The organism is Desulfobacter sp., assembly GCA_028768545.1.
Lineage (GTDB): Bacteria > Desulfobacterota > Desulfobacteria > Desulfobacterales > Desulfobacteraceae > Desulfobacter.
Genome location: CP054838.1, coordinates 1,868,153 through 1,883,803, shown reverse-complemented (window position 1 = coordinate 1,883,803; position 15,651 = coordinate 1,868,153). Strand labels below are relative to the sequence as shown.

Here is a 15,651-nt window from a genome sequence, read left to right as displayed (position 1 = left end):
GAAAATCTAAAATGGATTCTGACTTTAGAATATCCACCCTGGGAAAAACCGGATTAAAGGTGAGCCGCTTAGGCCTTGCCGGAAGCTATGGTGCACCTGCACGAACCTATGAAAAAGCCTTTGAACAGGGGTGCAACTATTTTTATTCAGGATCAGGCAGGAAACGGTCTGCCATGAAAAAAGCCATCCGCACCCTGGTGGCCCAGGGCCACAGGGACAAAATGGTAATCTCCATCCAGACCTATGCCCGCATGGGCATGATGACAAAGGTTTTCTTTAAACAGGCCCTCTCGGCCATGAACATTGATTATGCAGACATCCTCATGCTGGGCTGGCACAACAGCCCACCCGCAGCCCGGCTCATGGATTTTGCCATGGAAATGAAAGAAAAGGGCCTGGCCCGGTTCATCGGCCTGTCCGGCCATAACCGGGGGCTGTTCAAAACATTGGCAGATGACCCTCGGTTTGATCTTTTTCATATCCGGTACAACCCGGCCCACCAGGGCGCGGCAATGGACTGCTTTCCCGCATTTGAAAAAGAAAATCCCCCGGGCCTGGTCACCTATACGGCCACCCGGTGGGGACATCTATTATCCCAACGGCAGATGCCCAAAGGTCAAGCACCGCTCAAGGCAAGGGACTGCTACCGATTTTCCCTGTCAGACCCCAGGGTGAACATCTGTTTGTGCGGTCCTAAAAATATGGACCAGATGACCCATGCACTGACCGCCCTGGAAAAAGGCCCCCTTTTGCCAGAAGAAAAAGAGCATATCACCAGAATCGGCAATTATGTCCATGACAAATCTCCTGGATTTTTTTCCTGACCCCAAAGCAAGGCACCTGACATGACCCACCCCCATAGTACAATCCTTGAACTTTTAGCTGTTCAATACAAAATCAAGGCAAAACTCACCCGGCTTGCCGGTGAAAATGAAAACTATCTTGTGGAATCAGATCAACACATGGCCTATGTGCTCAAACTGGCCGATGAAGATACCCGTTCAGGCATGATTGAAATAGAACACCTGGCTGTGGAATCCCTGATAAAAGCAGATCTTGGACTGAGCCTGCCCAGGATCATCCCCACCCTGGACAAAAAAATCGAGGCAAAATTCAGGGACACTAACAATAGAGAAATCCGGGCAAGACTGCTCAGCTTTGTATCGGGTGCTGCCTGGTGTACAGATGCCCCCGCCCCAAAGGAACGGCTCAAAAATTTAGGTGCCACCATTGCCCGGATGACCCATGCCATGTCAAACATTCGCCATCCGGACCTGGCCCGGACCCATCCCTGGGACCTTGAAAAAGCGGACCAGCACAGGGCATCCATAGAACTGATCCAGGATCCTTATCACAGAGGTATCTTGGAACAGGTCTTTTTGGCATTTTCAGCCATTGTTCAGCCCCTTTTGCCTGAATTGCCCAGGGGACCCATTCACGGAGATATCAATGATGACAATGTCCTGATCTTAGGCCCCCGGGTGGCAGGCATCCTTGACTTTGGGGACTGCCTGGACAACCCCCTGGTCAATGAACTGGCCATTGGACTGGCCTACCATACCCTGGATGAACCCGACCCCCTTGGGGCAGGCGCTCAGATCATCAAGGCCTACCACGAAAAAAGGCCCTTAAGCCAAAATGAACTCAAAGTCATTTTCCCCCTAGTCTGCACCCGCCTGGCGGTTTCGGTCATTATCTCTGCCCAGCGCAGAAAACTCAATCCCGGACGCGATTCCTGGTTTGTCTCGGAAAAAAGGGCCTGGGAAAAACTGGAATACTATTCAAAATTTTCACCTGCCGAGGCGGCAAACATCTTAGCGGCCCATACCAAAATCCGTCCCTATCCAGATCCGGGATGCACTCATGATGAACTTGCACAAAAAAGAAAATCCTGCATTGGGCCTTGTATCTCCCTTGCCTATGACCGGCCCTTGAGAATGGTTGAAGGAAAAGCACAATTTCTCCACGAGGCCTCGGGCCGTCCGTTCCTGGACCTGTACAACAATGTCTGCCATGTGGGCCACTGCCACCCCCATATGGTGGCGGCAGGGCAAGCTCAGATGGCAAAACTCAATACCAATACCCGCTATCTTTACGACAGCCTTATGGTGTATGCCCAGCGCCTTACGGCCACCCTGCCCCCTTCCCTGGACACCTGTTTTTTTGTCAACTCCGGCAGTGAGGCCAATGAACTTGCCCTGCGCATGGCCAAAACAGTGACCGGCCAGTCCGACCTCCTGGTGGTGGACAATGCCTACCACGGCCATACCCAGGCCATGATCCATATCAGCCCCTATAAATTCATGGACAAGGGGGGAAAGGGCAGACCCGAATCCTGGGTCCATGTGGTGCCCGTGGCTGACGGGTTCAGAGGAAAGTACAGGAGAAAAGACAAATCCGCAGGAACCGCCTATGGAGATGAGGTGGGAAAGATCATTGAGCAATTGGACCGGCCCATTGCCGGGTTTATCACAGAATCCCTGCTCTCCTGTGGAGGCCAGGTGATCCCGCCTGAAAATTATTTTAAAACCGCCTTTGCCCATGTGAGAAATGCCGGGGGCTTGTGCATCTGCGACGAGGTCCAGACGGGATTCGGCAGAATTGGCAGCCATTTCTGGGCCTTTGAGGCCCAGGATGTGGTGCCGGATATCGTGGTCATGGGCAAGCCCATTGGCAACGGCCATCCCATGTCTGCCCTGGTCACCACTGCAAAGATTGCCCAAACCTTTGCCAACGGCATGGAGTTCTTTGCCACATTCGGGGACAACCCGGTCTCCTGCGCCATCGGCATGGCTGTTCTGGATGTCATTGAAAATCAAGCACTTCAAAAAAATGCAGCGGATGTGGGACAATTTCTGCTGAGCCAGCTTTTGCCTCTCATGGACCGCCATCCCCTTATCGGGGATATCAGGGGCGCAGGCCTTTTTATGGGCATTGAGCTGGTAAAGGACAGGGAGACCCTGGCCCCTGCGGCCAAAGAGGCCGCCTTTGTAGTGAACCGCCTCAGGGACCAGGGAATACTCCTTGGAACAGACGGGCCTTTTTCAAATGTGATCAAGATCAAACCCCCCATGGTCATTACCCGGGCAGATGCTGCCATGTTTGTCCGGGTCCTTGACCAGGTTTTGGAAGCGTTGGATTAACCCCCATAAAAAGGGGGGAACCTGCTGTTTATGGATTTCCGGACATTGGGGCTTTGCCTGTCAGGCCGTCTTAAATTGCTCAAAGCAATCCATACGGCTTCTATTTTTCTGGCTCAGCAAATGATATTTACCCCAGCATTTCAAACAAGGCTTCAATCTTTGTTCGAATCTGCCCCTCATCATTGTCCGAATAATCAGACTCTATTTTCAAATAGGGCAAGCCATGCTGTCTTCCCACATACTCACCGACCTTATGGGCTTCCACATTATAGGAATGACAGGCCGTCAGCACAAAATCCACCACGGCGTCCGGCTTAAATTTTTCAATCATTTCTGAAAGGGAACTCAACCGGCGATCATTGGGGGTCATACAGGCACAGGGAATCTCAAGATACCTCTGGGCAATGGCCTGGACAGGATATAGGGTGTTTTCTTTAATCTCACCCATGAAGGCCTTGATGCCGGTGCAGGCATCCGGTGCCACCACCAGGCCGCCGGCAGCTTCGATGATCTTAAATATTTTAAGGGCATCACCGCCGACAGGACAGCCTGTTACAAGCACCCTAAAAGAATCTTGAGACCCGTAATGCACCCCTTGTTCCACCCGTTTTTCCAATTTCTCCAACAGGGTTTTTAAAATGGGAATCATTTCATCTCCTGTGGAGGGCAAGGCCAGAAATCCCACATCATACATTTCCTGCCAATTTATCACCGGCGGGTGAATGGCGGCAAACTCATAAAATTTTCTCATCATGCGATTCTTAAGGTTGGTCTTTTGAATGGCGGCTTCAATCTGCTGATCGTCTACCTTTTTTTCAAATGTATCTTCCAAAAATCCTTGAAGTTTGCGAATCATGACCGTCCAATTATTCAAGGCTTCCTTTTCATCAGGAAGCTGGGGAAGGTCCATGACGTGCAAAGGCTTCACCTCGGCAGCCAATTCAAACATTTTCTTTTTCCCGTCACAGGTGGTTTCTGCAATCACGGCCTGGGACAGGGAAAAAAAGGGACAGGTACCCTCCAGGATAAAGCCATAACTGGATTTAATAAGGGGGCAGAGATTGGCAGGAAGGATGGCCTCTGCACTGGGAATCGGCCCCTTGGAAAAAGCGCATAAGACGGTGGGAACGATGCCCATGGCATAAATCAGCTCAATGGGGGCATAGCCGCAATAAATACCCACAATGGGGTGCCCTTTTTTCTTATGGTCCTCCATGTAGGCCAAAACTCTTTTGGCAGGTTCCCCGTCAAACCCGTCATTCATTAATGGTTCAATCCCCATGATTTGATTCCCCTTTTTTTTGTAAAGTTTCTGTATTGCCTCACCGTATTTTTTCTAAGATCAAAAATGGCGCTGTGTCATTGGAATATCCAGGAGGATCAAACTCATTCGCCCAGCGTCTTATTGTGTTTATCTATCAGGTGGCTGACAATGGCATAGCCCGCAGGAGGGGTCATTTGCCCCTGAATCCCTTGAATTGCAGCCCTCAGAAGAAGGGTGGCAACCTCTGACACGGAAAATGCAACGCTGGCAGCCATTTTACCGGCCAAAATCGCCTGTCTGGCCTCGTCGATCAAATCAACCCCCACAATGATAACCGGGTTGGCCCCTCCCCAGGTGTCAACGGTTTGGGCAGCCCCCAGGGCCATATAATCATTTGCACAAAAAATGGCCGCCAGATCCGGATGTGAACAAAGAATATCAGCAGAGGCCTTTCTTGCCTTGTCCATGTCAAAATCTGCCGCCACCCTGCCAGCGATACTGATTTGGGAAACTCGTGCAAATCGGTCAACAGCCCCCCTGCACCGTTCAATGGATTGGGTGGAATTTTCAGATCCTTCAAGAATGGCCACCTTGCCGCCGCCCATGGAAGTGAGGCGCTGGATGATATAATCGGCCCCAAGAATTCCTTGCTGATAAAAATCAACGGTTTTCACAGGGACATAAAAGGGGTGTGCCGATCTTACAGCCTTGGCATCTGCCTTGGCACCCACATCAAAAATCGGTATCTGTTTGCCCGCCGCTTCCAGGATTCCCGGAATCAGATTAAATCGGTCCAAAGGATTCACAATCACGGCGTCCAAATCAGCATCCAGCAGTTTAAACAATTCAACGAGTTGTGTTTTTTCTTCCCTGCCCGGGACAGGCCAGGCAAAAATAGGGTCAACCGAATATTTTGGTGCTGCGGTTTCATATGCCTGTTTCATTTTCAGCCAGAATGAATTGGCTCTTTGTCCAAAAAGAATCCCAAGCTTATATGATTTCATTTTGCCCCATAAAATTTAAAATATCCTGTTTTGACGCCTTTAACCGCGGCCCTGGCTGGGTGCATTTCAGTGCAGCACAGGCACTGGCAAATCTCATGGCAGACGCCTGGTCAAATTTTTCAAATAAAACGGCATGGATCATACCGCCGATAAATGCATCCCCGGCCCCGGTGGTATCGATTGCAGAAACATGAAAAGAGGGGAGGCTTAAGGTCTTTTGTTTATCCACCCACACGGCCCCGTCTTTTCCCAGGGTGACGATCACGCCCATGTTCGGACGGTATTTTTCATACAATTGTCTGGCTGCCATGGGGATCTGTTTTTGACCGGTATAAAGAATCACCCCATTTTTAAATGTGATCAAAAGACTGCACAAAGACAGCATCTCGTCAACAAGAGAGGCATGCCCCCCGCAACGGTTTAAAAATTGGGGCTCCACCTGAAGGTTGCAAATCACAGGGATCCCTTTTTTCCGGCAAAGTCGCGCAAGCTTCAATGCAGGTCTTGCCGGCTGCAATGCCGTATAAAAACAGCTGACCCCGTCAAGCATTGATTCATGGACGTCTTGTTCGTCCAGAGACAAAAGACTGTCGCCCATATTGCAGAAGATGATCTTAGAACCGTTTTTTCCCACGGCCACGTATGAATGCATGGAAACGCCCTTTTTTTTGACGGAGACATATCGTGTGGAAACCCCATGGGCTTTTAAATCCGCTTCAAGCACCCTTCCTGCATCATCTTCTCCCAGACGGGCCACAAACCCTGTCTGGGTTCCCAGCCCTGCCAATGCCGTTATAACATTGGCACAGCTTCCTCCTGGCGTGGCAGCTTCTTTGTCAATGATGGCGTAGCCGTCTTCTTCTGGCAAGCCTTGGCAATTCAGGAGGATATCCATGGCAATGGCGCCCAGCCCCAATACATCAATGCTCATTTTTTCTAAGGTTTTCCAGGGCAATCTGCTCCAATCCACGGGCGGTTTGTTCAAGACAAAGATCATTTGCCTTGACCACCCCCTGGAACAGCGTTTCAGGCACCTTGTCAAATCCGTTTAACGCACCGGCAAGGGCGCCTGCCATGGAGGCGATGGTATCGGTATCATATCCGACATTTGCCCCGCCAATAACACATTGGCACGGATCCCCGGCGGCAGCCACAAAAATCCCCAATGCCGTGGGGATGGATTCATAGGCCGACAGCCCGGTACCGATAATACTGGCAAACAGACGATTGGCCTCTTCCAGATCACGGGCTTTTACGGCCAGTGAAACCGCAAGCTCAATTCGGTCTGCCACACAAGTCAGGGGAACGGTTCTTGCCCTTTTTATACCCAAGGTTTCCCCCCTGCGGGCACCGTACAAGGCTGCCTGGACAACGCTAAAAACATCTGCCTCATCAGACAGGGCTTGGGCCACACCGGCGGCCATGGCAGCGGCAGACGCAATGGCCGTCTGGGTGCAATGGGAGGGAAGGCAGACCATCACCGCATCTTCAATGGCGGCATCCAGATCCCCCGGATGAACCAACCCCACCGGGGAAATTTTCATGGCCGCCCCGTTGGACGCACCTGCTGTGGGATGGTTTTGAGCCAGGCCTTCTTTCACCGGATCCTTGCCGGCAGCCACCAGGTCCATGGCACGCCGGGTACTAGGACCGAACATGGTTTTGCATCCGGCATCAACGGCCTGTTGATAGGTTTTTAAAAAACAGGTGCAAATTGAGGACAGGGTAATCTCACCCTTGTTTTGAATATAGGCGTCGGCCAACGCCAGAGTCAGCAGGGTGTCATCGGTAATGCTGCCCGCACCAAGGGTTGAATGAACCCGTGTATCATCAAAGGGAGGGTAAAAGGTTTTTACCGGTCCCTTGAATCTTTCAAGGATTTGGTCAGTGGTCATGTCATGGCAGGGCATGCCCAAGGCATCTCCAATGGCCACCATGCTTAGACAGCCAAGGATCTTCTTATACAGATTCTTTTCCATAATTTCCTTTTTATGCTTTTCCCAAGAACATCATTTGGGCCAGATCATCCGGCGTCAGATTTTCCAAAGACCCCTGCCAGATATCCCGGCCATTTTTCAATACCAGAACCCTGTCAGCCACCTTAAATAACTCGGGCAGATTGTGGATCACCATAATGATGGCGCATCCCCGGGCTTTAAGGGTGCAGATCAGGTCTAAAATTTTTTCTTGTTCCCAGAGCGCCATGCTGGCGGTGGGTTCATCTAAGAGCACAATCTTTGGATGAAACAGCAGGCAGCAGCAGATGACCACGGCCTGCCGTTCACCACCGGAAAGATTGCGAACCGGACCATTCACGTCAGACAGCTTGATTCCAAAGGTTTTTAAAACCTCAATGGTTTTTTAACCATTTTATGCTTATCAAGAACCGGCAGAATTGATTTAAAAAGGGGGCGGGTTTTACATCGCCCCAGGAACACATTTTCCCAGACCGTCAGGTTTTCACAGAGCGAAAAATCCTGGTAAACCATTTCAATGCCCAAGTTTCTTGACTGAATGGGGGAATCAATGTCTGCTTTTTGACCTTGGATAAAAATAGTCCCTGCGTCTTTTTTTAAACCGCCTGACAAGACTTTGAGCAAGGTGGATTTACCGGCCCCGTTATCCCCTACCAAACCGAGAATTTCGCCCTGATACAAGGACAATTCGGCCCGGTCCAGAGCTATTTTTGGGCCAAATCGCTTTTGGGTATCTGTCATATGGACCATTGGCTGGGAGAATGCAAGAGCCATTGGCTTTATTTCCAGTCTTTGAGCAGGTGAATATTCTCTTTGTTTGCCAGAACATTGATCACCCGCAGATTTTTTGGAATTTTTTGTCCCATGGAAGCGGCAATGGCGGTGCGGGTGACAATTTCACCGATGACATAGGGACTAAAGGCCACGGAACAGGCCAGCCTCCCCTGGGCAATGGCTTGTCTGGCCTGATCAATCATGTCAATCCCTCCGACCAGGACCTGACCTGTTTTTCCGGCGCTGTCAATGGCTTCCAGGGCTGCCAGCGCCATCACATCATTGGCACACATAATGCCCTTGAGATCCGGGTGGGCCTGGAGCAGCCCCATGGTTATGTCATATGCCTTGTTCCGATTCCAATTTCCCGGCTGCTCTGAAACAATTTCAACAGAGGGTTCGGTCTTGAATCCCTCCCGGGCCCCGTTTTTTCTTCCCCAAGACTGGGGAGCCGCCGGCAGTCCCTCGATGATGGCCACTTTACCGCCGCCCTTTTTCGCAAGTTCCCGGGCAATATAGGTGGCCCCGGCTTTGCCCTAGGCAAAATAATCCACCAATGACAAAGCAATGGGACTGGCCCCGGCTTACTTGGCCGCCTTTAAATCCACCCGCTTGCTGGCCACGGTGATGATCCCTTTTTTTTGGGCTTTGGCCAGGCCCGGAATCAGGTTGTGGGCCGTGATCGTATGAACACCAATGGCATTATAATCCTTGGCCACCATATTTTCTAAGATGTCCAACTGGGCAGTGGTGCTGTTTTCCTGGGGCGCCGCCTGGATGTCAAGGGTGATACCAAACTGCCTGGCGGCATTTTCATACCCCTCTTTCATGGAAACCCAATAGGGGTTGGACAAGGTGATGAGCACAGCGCCCATGCGAAATCCGGGAAGAGGTTTTGGAACCTCTCCGAGCATGGCAAAGGCCTGGGCCCGGGATTTTTCAAACAAAGAGGGTTCAGCGGCGGCCGGTTGACTGGCTGTCACCAGAAAAAGGCCAATCAGAATAAAAGGCAGTATTAATTTAACAAGGGATTTACGAGTCATTTTTTCTCCTATTTTTTTATTTCCAGTCAGCAAATTCATTGACGTTCTCTCCTGTCACCAATACAGGGGGAATATAAAGTTCTTTGGGAATGGTCTCACCGGCAGCAGCCTTTACCGCCGCCCGGGAGCAGAGCTCTCCTATGATAAAAGGGGTTTGGGCCACCGATCCTGCCAGGCTGCCGTCGAGGATGGCATCCTTGGCCTGGGCAATGAAATCAATGCCCACAACCATGACCTCTCCTTTTTTGCCCTTTTCTTCAATGGCTGCCACTGCGGCCAGGGCCATCACGTCATTGGCACACATGATGCCCTTGAGATCCGGGTGGGCCTGGAGCAGATTTGTGGTGATATCATAGGCCTTCTGGCGGTTCCAATTTCCAGGTTGCACAGAGACCAGGGAAACGGAAGGATCCTGGTCAAAGACTTTTTTTGCCCCGTTTTTTCTTGCTTGGGACTGGGGGGCACCGGGAAGGCCTTCGATGATGGCCACCTTTCCGCCGCCCTGACGTTTAAGCGCTTCTACAATATAGGTTCCCCCAATGGTTCCCTGGGCAAAAAAGTCCACCAGCGCAATATCAAAAGGATCGGCGCCGGCGTCCCGGGCGGCCTTCATGTCCACCCGGATGCTGTCGGTAATGGTGGCAATTTCCTTTTCATTGGCCTTTACAAGGCCCGGAATAAGGTTGTGCCGGGTGATGCTATGGGCCACAATGGCGCTATAATTTTTTGCAACCATATTTTCAAGGATGTTCAATTGAGCGGCAATACTGTTTTCCTGGGGGGCTGCCTGAACGTCCATTTGAATGCCCAATTCCTTTCCGGCAGCCAAATATCCCTCTTTTACGGTCACCCAGAAAGGGTTTGCCTCAGTAATGATGATGGCGCCGATGCGGGTGAATAGATCGACCTTAGGAATATCCCCAAGTTTTGCAAAAGATTCGGACCGGACCTTTTGCCAGCGGGTGGGTTCCGCGTTTAAGGTCCCTTGGACAAAAAAACTGACGGCAATTACCATCAGGGCCGAAAAGCCCCACACGGGTTTCAATACTCTCTCCATTTTTACTCCTTATAATTCGTTAATATCTTTGAGTTTTACCTCTTTTTATTCTGTCAGCCATTACCGCCAGAATGAAAACAATGCCGATGACCAGCTGCTGGTAATAGGAGGGTACATTGATGATGGTCAGGCCATTGGCAAGGGTCCCGATAATCAAGGCCCCCAAAAGCGTTCCCAGAAGACTTGCCTCTCCGCCGCTAAAGCTGGTGCCTCCCATCACTACGGCAGCAATGGCCTCCAATTCCATCCCAAGTCCTGCAATGGCTTCTGCGGTATTCAGCCGGGAGGTCACCACAATGCCAGCCAAGGCCGCGGCTATCCCTGAAAGCACATACACAAAAACCAGCACATGCGCGAGGGGAATCCCCATCAAAAAAGCCCCCCGAGGGTTGTCACCCACAGCCCGGGCATTGATGCCAAACCGGGTCCAGGCAATAATCACATAGGCAAGCCCCAGAACAACAAAGGCGAGGACAGCAGATAAGGGCAACGGGCCCAGCCGTCCGGTGCCCGGTATATTCCAGCAGTTCCCAGGGTAACGATGAAGGGGGATATGCCAAGCCGGGCGATCCCCATTCCATTCAAGAGCCCCATGAGAGCCCCGGACAATACGCCAAAAAAAATACCCATGGGCACCCCCAGTCCGGCCTTCATGGCAGCAGCCATAATGATACCGCTGAGGGCCAGAATGGAACCAATGGACAAGTCAATGCCCGCAGTGGCAATCACCAATGTCATGCCGGTGCCGGCAATAATGAGAACCGTTGATTGAACCAGAATATTGGTGGCATTTTCCCAGGTAGCAAAATAGGGGGACATGAAACTAAAAAACAAACCCATTGCAACCAGAAAAACAAAAAGCCCTATTTGCTGAAATTGATTGAACCGTGTCATTGATTTCAGCCCCTGTCCAAAAGCAAAAGGGCCGCCCCCATGGCGCCCATCATCTGGGGATCTTTCGGCACCAGAACCTGGCGATTCATTTTTTCTGCCACCAAATCCCGGATACAGGGATTTTTGGCCACCCCTCCTGAAAAAACAATGGGCCCCTGGGAGGAGACCCGACCGATCATGGCGGCGGCCCTTTTAACAACGCTTAAATGAAGGCCCCGGGCAATTTCCTGCCGGTCTGCGCCCTGGGCAATGAGGGAGGTAACCTCGGATTCGGCAAAAACCGTACACATGGAATTAATGCTTAAATCCTGATTTGCAGCCAGGGCAGCCACACCGAATTGGTCCAGTGAAAATCCCAGGTTTTTGGCCATGATCTCTAAAAATTTGCCCGTGCCTGCGGCGCACCGGTCATTCATTTCAAACTTAATCACCCGTCCTTTGGCATTCAGGGCAATGGCCTTGGAATCCTGGCCCCCGATATCCAGAATGGAAGCGGCATCCTCAAACTCATGGACAACCCCCCGGGCATGGGCCTTGATCTCGGTCACGGTTTGGGCATGGTCAAAGGCCATTTCAAACAGGCCCCTGCCGTACCCTGTGGCCATGATCTTTTCAAAGGTGCGCCCTTTTATCAGTGTTTGGGCCTGGGCCACGGGATTAAACCCGGTATCTGTTTTCAGGCATTCAGCTATTTGGCCGTTTTCATCGATAATTACCAATTCAATGGACCGTGATCCAATATCAATCCCAGCATAGGTCATGGGTACTCCTTCATCTTGGGTCTATATAAACGATTTAATTTTCAAAATCATGATCCGCTCCCCTGTCCTTGTTTCCTTTTTTCGTTTAATTGCAGGGGGGGGGCAAAGGTATTAAACAATCATCTCAAGAAAGGCCTGGACCCGGGTGGCAAGCTGGCCCAGATCATTTTGGGAATAGTCCGTTAAAATCTGGATATAGGGGGTGTCAAACCGGTCCTGAACCGCTTCTTGGAGTGTGAATGACTCCACATTATAAGTATGGCAGGCATTCCAGGTCAGATCAATGACCCCGTCCACCCGGTATTGCTCAATGAGGTCGCCGATAAGGTCCAGGCGTCGGGTATTGGGGCTCATACAGGCGCAGGCAATGTCCAGGTATTTCCGGGCCAGGCTGTCCATGGGGTCCTGGCCCTCTTTCACCCTTTTCCCCACGGGTTTGAGCCCGTTGCAAGTCTCCATGGCCACCACCACCCCGCCTTGTTCCTCAATGAGGTGGAGCAACTTTTTATTGGTGGTGGGACAGCCGGTGAGCAGTATTCTCGGCCGGTGTTTCATCTCGTTTAGAAAATCCTGGCCGACCCGCTCACGGATTTTTTCCATGGCCGCGGCCATGTCCTGAATCCTGGCCTCAAGATCGCATTCAAATCCCGCCATGGAGGTGATCCTATTAATCTCATATCCGTAGACCAGAGGAATCGGCCCGGTATTCATCTGATACACCTTTTCCACAGTCCTGCGAAGCCGGTTATAGAGCCGGATTTTTTGGGCCAAGGCCTCATCCGTGATCCTTGTGTCCATCTGGGTTTCCAAAAACTTTTTAACCCAGAACAATTCATCCTTCCAGACACCCAGGCTGATTTCAGGATCCGGACTCTGGGGCAACAGCAGCAGATGAAGAGGTTTGAGCCGAGGCAAAAGTTCAAACATCTTTTTTTTTCCCGTCACAGGTGGCATCGGCCAAAAGAAAGTCTGCCATGTGAAAATAGGGACAGGTATCTGCCAGGGCATGGCCGTAACTGGATTTTATCAAAGGACAAAGGACGGGGGGCAGATGGGCCTCGGCAGCGGTAAAAGAATCTTCAGACCCGGCGCACAGGGACACGGGTATGCCGCCGGCAGCCGCCACAATCTCTTTGGGGGTAAAGGCACAATAGGTGCCCACAACTTTATTTCCCCCAGCACTCAAGGCCACGGCCTGTTCATACCCCCTGTTCTCAATCTTTTTTAAATAAACATCGTCAAACAAAAGATAGGGCAAGGGCTTTTTAATGGCGTCTTGATCATTGTTCTTCATACCCGGTCAGAATCTCCCAGCTGTTCCACGAAGGCTTCTACCCTTGTTTTTATGGGCTCGACATCTTCCATGCCATAGTCTGTTTCAAGTCTCAGGCAGGGCAGCCCCTTTTCTTCCAATGCCTTTTCCACGGGAATGGCTTCCATGGTATAGGGCTGGCAAAATTGAAGGCCGTAATGAATCACCCCGTCTGCCCCATAGCGTTGGGCCATTTCAAGGATGTGATCCAGCCGTTCTTGATTCGGGGTAAAAATGGCGCAGTCCACCCCAAAATACCGGTCGGTTATGGCATCCATCAGGGCATCTACCGTAGTGCCGGAAACATCTGTAAGGTTTCGGCATCCCCGCTCGCCCACACAGGATTCTTCCCCCACAATCACGGCACCTGAAGATTCTATGATCCAGGGCAGCTTCCAATTGGGCACCGCCATGGGACATCCGGAGATGAGCACCCGGGGAATCCCGGGGCCGGAACCACCTTGTTTTTTTTCAATGCGTTTTTCCAATTCATCACAGATCGTGTTCAACGACTGGGTAAACCGGTCCGGATTGTCATAGAAGGCCACCTGGTTTACCAGCAGGGCATCCAGGCCGGATATGGGAGAAGGCTTAGCGCTTCTAATCTTTGCCAGGCGATGAAGGGCAGACCGCTTGGCATTCACCTGTTCGATGGCGGCCCCAAGGGACTCTTTTGTAATGCAAGTCCCGGTCAGTTCTTCCACAGCAGTTTTAAACCGGTTGTATTCCGATTTTAAAAGAATTCTGCCCTGGTCTGTTTTTATCTGGGGCAGGTCCATGATATACAGATTGTCCATGAGGTCGTTCATGGATTCATATGCTTTTTTCTTGCCGTCACAGGTGTTTTCCCCCACCACCATGTCTGCGGCTTCAAGATAGGGACAGACCTTTCCCAGTTTAAACCCCATGGCGGATTTGATCAAAGCGCAGGTATTTCTGGGCAGGTACTTTTCCACGGCATCCATGGCAAAATCAGCACCGGAGCACAGCCCCACCAGGGTGGCATTGGCCGCAAGAACGATCTCTTCTGGCACAAACACGCAATAGGAGCCGATAATTTTCCGGCCCGCCTTTTTTTCATCCAACAATTCCTTGATTCTCAGACCATGCACCTCGGACATGACAAAATCAAAATAAGCCATGCCTTCGGGCCGGTTTTCCTGGGCCAGGTAAATATCGGTATAGGCCGTTCCCAAAACAGTGAGCAGGGCGTCATGGGCCTCAAGATCCAGTCCAAGGTCCTTCCACATGGGTTCATAGGATTCTATCATTTTTTTCTCCTCTTCTTTGGGTATTCAACCGTTTTTTGGGTAGCGCATTTTTACTTTTATCCGCGTCAACTCATTTTTTTCACGAAAAAATATGCATTCCGCAGGATGGCGGTACAAGACACATATCCCTAATACAAACCTCCTTGGAGAATCAAATTCATAATTTGACTAATAAAATCCAAAACCCATTGAAAAAAACAATGGACCATTGGCATGACGCGCCTGGGTGTGAGCCACACGGTCATTCGCCGGCAGGACGCTGGCATGTTTGTCCGGGGCCTTGACCAGGTATCAGGAATGCGGAAATAAAAATAAGGAACCTGTTTGATTTCCCATCAGAATCGTATTAGACTTGGATCCGTTCTTTAGCCCTAAGGTTGCAACAAAAAAGTTCACCCGTATCTTGGAGAAAGCCATGTCTGAAAACGCATTCCAGGACTATTACCCCGCCGTACCCGGGTTTGTCTACGGCGGTCTTCTTGCCTCTTTAATCGACTGCCACGGTACAGGAACGGCGGCTGGCGCAACATATCGCCAACAGGGACGGCCCATGGATTCCGAACCTGCCCTGCGCTTTGTCACGGCCTCCATTCATGTGGATTACCTGGCCCCCACCCCCCTGGGAGTTGAGCTTGAAATCAGAGGAAAAACAGAAGAGATCTCCCCTAAAAAAGTGGTTGTCTCCGTCAAAGTCCATGCCAAAGGCAGGCTCTGTGTTAAAGGACGGGTGGTGGCAGCCCCCATGCCCGGTTCCATGCTAAACCTCATCAAAGGAGAAAATAAAAATGAATAAAATGGTTTTATTTGCGTTCAGGGGAGATCCCCTCTGCTTTATCCATGTGCTGCTCAACAGTATTGAAATGAAAGAAAAAGGACAGGAGGGGCTCATTGTTCTGGAAGGAGAATCTGTCACGTTGGTGGAAGAAATGGCCAAACCCGGACATTTTTTAAACACCCTTTACCAGAAAGCCAAATCCCTGAACCTGTTTTACGGGGCTTGCAGGGCCTGTGCCACAAAACTCAAGGCTATCGAGGCCATTGAAAAGGAAGGCATTGAGCTGGTTGGTAAAATGTCAGGCCATCCGTCAATGACAGATTTTACAAAAAAAGGATATAAAATTATAACCTTTTAACCCATCTATCGGTTAGGCC

General features: G+C 50.8%; 19 protein-coding genes. 4 read left to right on the top strand and 15 right to left on the bottom strand.

Going from position 1 to position 15,651, the window contains the following annotated elements; all coding sequences use genetic code 11:
- Positions 1–11 precede the first annotated feature (11 nt).
- Both HUN05_09030 and HUN05_09025 read left to right on the top strand, forming a co-directional pair.
- Positions 12–824 (top strand): aldo/keto reductase, encoded by an 813-nt coding sequence (locus tag HUN05_09030; GenBank protein WDP85260.1) that lies wholly within the window; start codon positions 12–14, stop codon positions 822–824.
- Between the two features lie 21 nt (positions 825–845).
- Positions 846–3,143 carry an aminotransferase class III-fold pyridoxal phosphate-dependent enzyme gene (locus tag HUN05_09025; GenBank protein WDP85259.1) on the top strand — a complete coding sequence of 766 codons (2,298 nt, stop codon included), beginning with the start codon at positions 846–848 and terminating at the stop codon, positions 3,141–3,143.
- Between the two features lie 127 nt (positions 3,144–3,270).
- Here the strand turns inward: HUN05_09025 and HUN05_09020 are convergent, their stop codons facing one another.
- The 15 genes from HUN05_09020 to HUN05_08950 form a co-directional block, all read right to left on the bottom strand.
- The gene (locus HUN05_09020; protein WDP85258.1) at positions 3,271–4,425 is read right to left on the bottom strand and encodes a 2-hydroxyacyl-CoA dehydratase; all 1,155 of its coding nucleotides are present in this window, start codon (positions 4,423–4,425) and stop codon (positions 3,271–3,273) included.
- A 104-nt stretch (positions 4,426–4,529) separates the two neighbouring features.
- Positions 4,530–5,411, bottom strand: coding sequence for a substrate-binding domain-containing protein (locus HUN05_09015; GenBank protein ID WDP85257.1), 882 nt, complete (start codon positions 5,409–5,411; stop codon positions 4,530–4,532).
- Positions 5,398–6,342: a carbohydrate kinase family protein gene (locus tag HUN05_09010; protein WDP85256.1), complete on the bottom strand. Its 945-nt coding sequence runs from the start codon at positions 6,340–6,342 to the stop codon at positions 5,398–5,400. The genes HUN05_09015 and HUN05_09010 overlap by 14 nt, the downstream gene beginning before the upstream one ends.
- Complete coding sequence (locus tag HUN05_09005) at positions 6,332–7,390, bottom strand: ADP-ribosylglycohydrolase family protein (GenBank protein WDP85255.1); 1,059 nt, start codon at positions 7,388–7,390, stop codon at positions 6,332–6,334. Before HUN05_09005 ends, HUN05_09010 begins: the two co-directional genes overlap by 11 nt.
- A 10-nt stretch (positions 7,391–7,400) precedes the next feature.
- On the bottom strand, positions 7,401–7,727 hold the full coding sequence (locus tag HUN05_09000; GenBank protein ID WDP85254.1) for an ATP-binding cassette domain-containing protein: 327 nt from the start codon (positions 7,725–7,727) through the stop codon (positions 7,401–7,403).
- Between the two features lie 26 nt (positions 7,728–7,753).
- Entirely contained in the window at positions 7,754–8,161 is a 408-nt protein-coding gene (locus HUN05_08995) for a sugar ABC transporter ATP-binding protein (GenBank protein WDP85253.1), read from the bottom strand.
- Positions 8,162–8,166: 5 nt separating this feature from the next.
- Positions 8,167–8,640 carry a substrate-binding domain-containing protein gene (locus HUN05_08990; GenBank protein WDP85252.1) on the bottom strand — a complete coding sequence of 158 codons (474 nt, stop codon included), beginning with the start codon at positions 8,638–8,640 and terminating at the stop codon, positions 8,167–8,169.
- Positions 8,641–8,745: 105 nt separating this feature from the next.
- Complete coding sequence (locus HUN05_08985; GenBank protein WDP85251.1) at positions 8,746–9,204, bottom strand: substrate-binding domain-containing protein; 459 nt, start codon at positions 9,202–9,204, stop codon at positions 8,746–8,748.
- Positions 9,205–9,220: 16 nt separating this feature from the next.
- Positions 9,221–10,261, bottom strand: coding sequence for a substrate-binding domain-containing protein (locus HUN05_08980; protein ID WDP85250.1), 1,041 nt, complete (start codon positions 10,259–10,261; stop codon positions 9,221–9,223).
- A 19-nt stretch (positions 10,262–10,280) separates the two neighbouring features.
- Complete coding sequence (locus tag HUN05_08975; GenBank protein WDP85249.1) at positions 10,281–10,751, bottom strand: ABC transporter permease; 471 nt, start codon at positions 10,749–10,751, stop codon at positions 10,281–10,283.
- A complete protein-coding gene (locus HUN05_08970; protein WDP85248.1) occupies positions 10,700–11,155 on the bottom strand; it encodes an ABC transporter permease in 456 nt (151 codons plus the stop codon). The genes HUN05_08975 and HUN05_08970 overlap by 52 nt, the downstream gene beginning before the upstream one ends.
- 5 nt (positions 11,156–11,160) lie before the next feature.
- On the bottom strand, positions 11,161–11,916 hold the full coding sequence (locus tag HUN05_08965; protein WDP85247.1) for a 3-hydroxyacyl-ACP dehydratase: 756 nt from the start codon (positions 11,914–11,916) through the stop codon (positions 11,161–11,163).
- 111 nt (positions 11,917–12,027) lie between these two features.
- A complete protein-coding gene (locus HUN05_08960; GenBank protein WDP85246.1) occupies positions 12,028–12,843 on the bottom strand; it encodes a 2-hydroxyacyl-CoA dehydratase in 816 nt (271 codons plus the stop codon).
- On the bottom strand, positions 12,836–13,210 hold the full coding sequence (locus HUN05_08955) for a 2-hydroxyacyl-CoA dehydratase (GenBank protein ID WDP85245.1): 375 nt from the start codon (positions 13,208–13,210) through the stop codon (positions 12,836–12,838). The genes HUN05_08960 and HUN05_08955 overlap by 8 nt, the downstream gene beginning before the upstream one ends.
- Positions 13,207–14,499, bottom strand: coding sequence for a 2-hydroxyacyl-CoA dehydratase (locus HUN05_08950; protein WDP85244.1), 1,293 nt, complete (start codon positions 14,497–14,499; stop codon positions 13,207–13,209). The genes HUN05_08955 and HUN05_08950 overlap by 4 nt, the downstream gene beginning before the upstream one ends.
- 415 nt (positions 14,500–14,914) lie before the next feature.
- On the opposite strand from HUN05_08950, the gene HUN05_08945 reads away from it, so the two are divergent.
- Complete coding sequence (locus tag HUN05_08945; protein WDP85243.1) at positions 14,915–15,292, top strand: hypothetical protein; 378 nt, start codon at positions 14,915–14,917, stop codon at positions 15,290–15,292.
- Positions 15,285–15,632 (top strand): cytoplasmic protein, encoded by a 348-nt coding sequence (locus HUN05_08940; protein ID WDP85242.1) that lies wholly within the window; start codon positions 15,285–15,287, stop codon positions 15,630–15,632. Before HUN05_08945 ends, HUN05_08940 begins: the two co-directional genes overlap by 8 nt.
- The last annotated feature ends 19 nt before the right edge of the window (positions 15,633–15,651 follow it).

Coding starts and splice junctions, on each gene's coding strand:
- HUN05_09030 (WDP85260.1), top strand. CDS start 12: ATGGATTCTGACTTTAGAATATCCACCCTGGGAAAAACCGGATTAAAG.
- HUN05_09025 (WDP85259.1), top strand. CDS start 846: ATGACCCACCCCCATAGTACAATCCTTGAACTTTTAGCTGTTCAATAC.
- HUN05_09020 (WDP85258.1), bottom strand. CDS start 4,425: ATGGGGATTGAACCATTAATGAATGACGGGTTTGACGGGGAACCTGCC.
- HUN05_09015 (WDP85257.1), bottom strand. CDS start 5,411: ATGAAATCATATAAGCTTGGGATTCTTTTTGGACAAAGAGCCAATTCA.
- HUN05_09010 (WDP85256.1), bottom strand. CDS start 6,342: ATGAGCATTGATGTATTGGGGCTGGGCGCCATTGCCATGGATATCCTC.
- HUN05_09005 (WDP85255.1), bottom strand. CDS start 7,390: ATGGAAAAGAATCTGTATAAGAAGATCCTTGGCTGTCTAAGCATGGTG.
- HUN05_08995 (WDP85253.1), bottom strand. CDS start 8,161: ATGGCTCTTGCATTCTCCCAGCCAATGGTCCATATGACAGATACCCAA.
- HUN05_08985 (WDP85251.1), bottom strand. CDS start 9,204: ATGACTCGTAAATCCCTTGTTAAATTAATACTGCCTTTTATTCTGATT.
- HUN05_08980 (WDP85250.1), bottom strand. CDS start 10,261: ATGGAGAGAGTATTGAAACCCGTGTGGGGCTTTTCGGCCCTGATGGTA.
- HUN05_08970 (WDP85248.1), bottom strand. CDS start 11,155: ATGACACGGTTCAATCAATTTCAGCAAATAGGGCTTTTTGTTTTTCTG.
- HUN05_08965 (WDP85247.1), bottom strand. CDS start 11,916: ATGACCTATGCTGGGATTGATATTGGATCACGGTCCATTGAATTGGTA.
- HUN05_08960 (WDP85246.1), bottom strand. CDS start 12,843: ATGTTTGAACTTTTGCCTCGGCTCAAACCTCTTCATCTGCTGCTGTTG.
- HUN05_08955 (WDP85245.1), bottom strand. CDS start 13,210: ATGAAGAACAATGATCAAGACGCCATTAAAAAGCCCTTGCCCTATCTT.
- HUN05_08950 (WDP85244.1), bottom strand. CDS start 14,499: ATGATAGAATCCTATGAACCCATGTGGAAGGACCTTGGACTGGATCTT.
- HUN05_08945 (WDP85243.1), top strand. CDS start 14,915: ATGTCTGAAAACGCATTCCAGGACTATTACCCCGCCGTACCCGGGTTT.
- HUN05_08940 (WDP85242.1), top strand. CDS start 15,285: ATGAATAAAATGGTTTTATTTGCGTTCAGGGGAGATCCCCTCTGCTTT.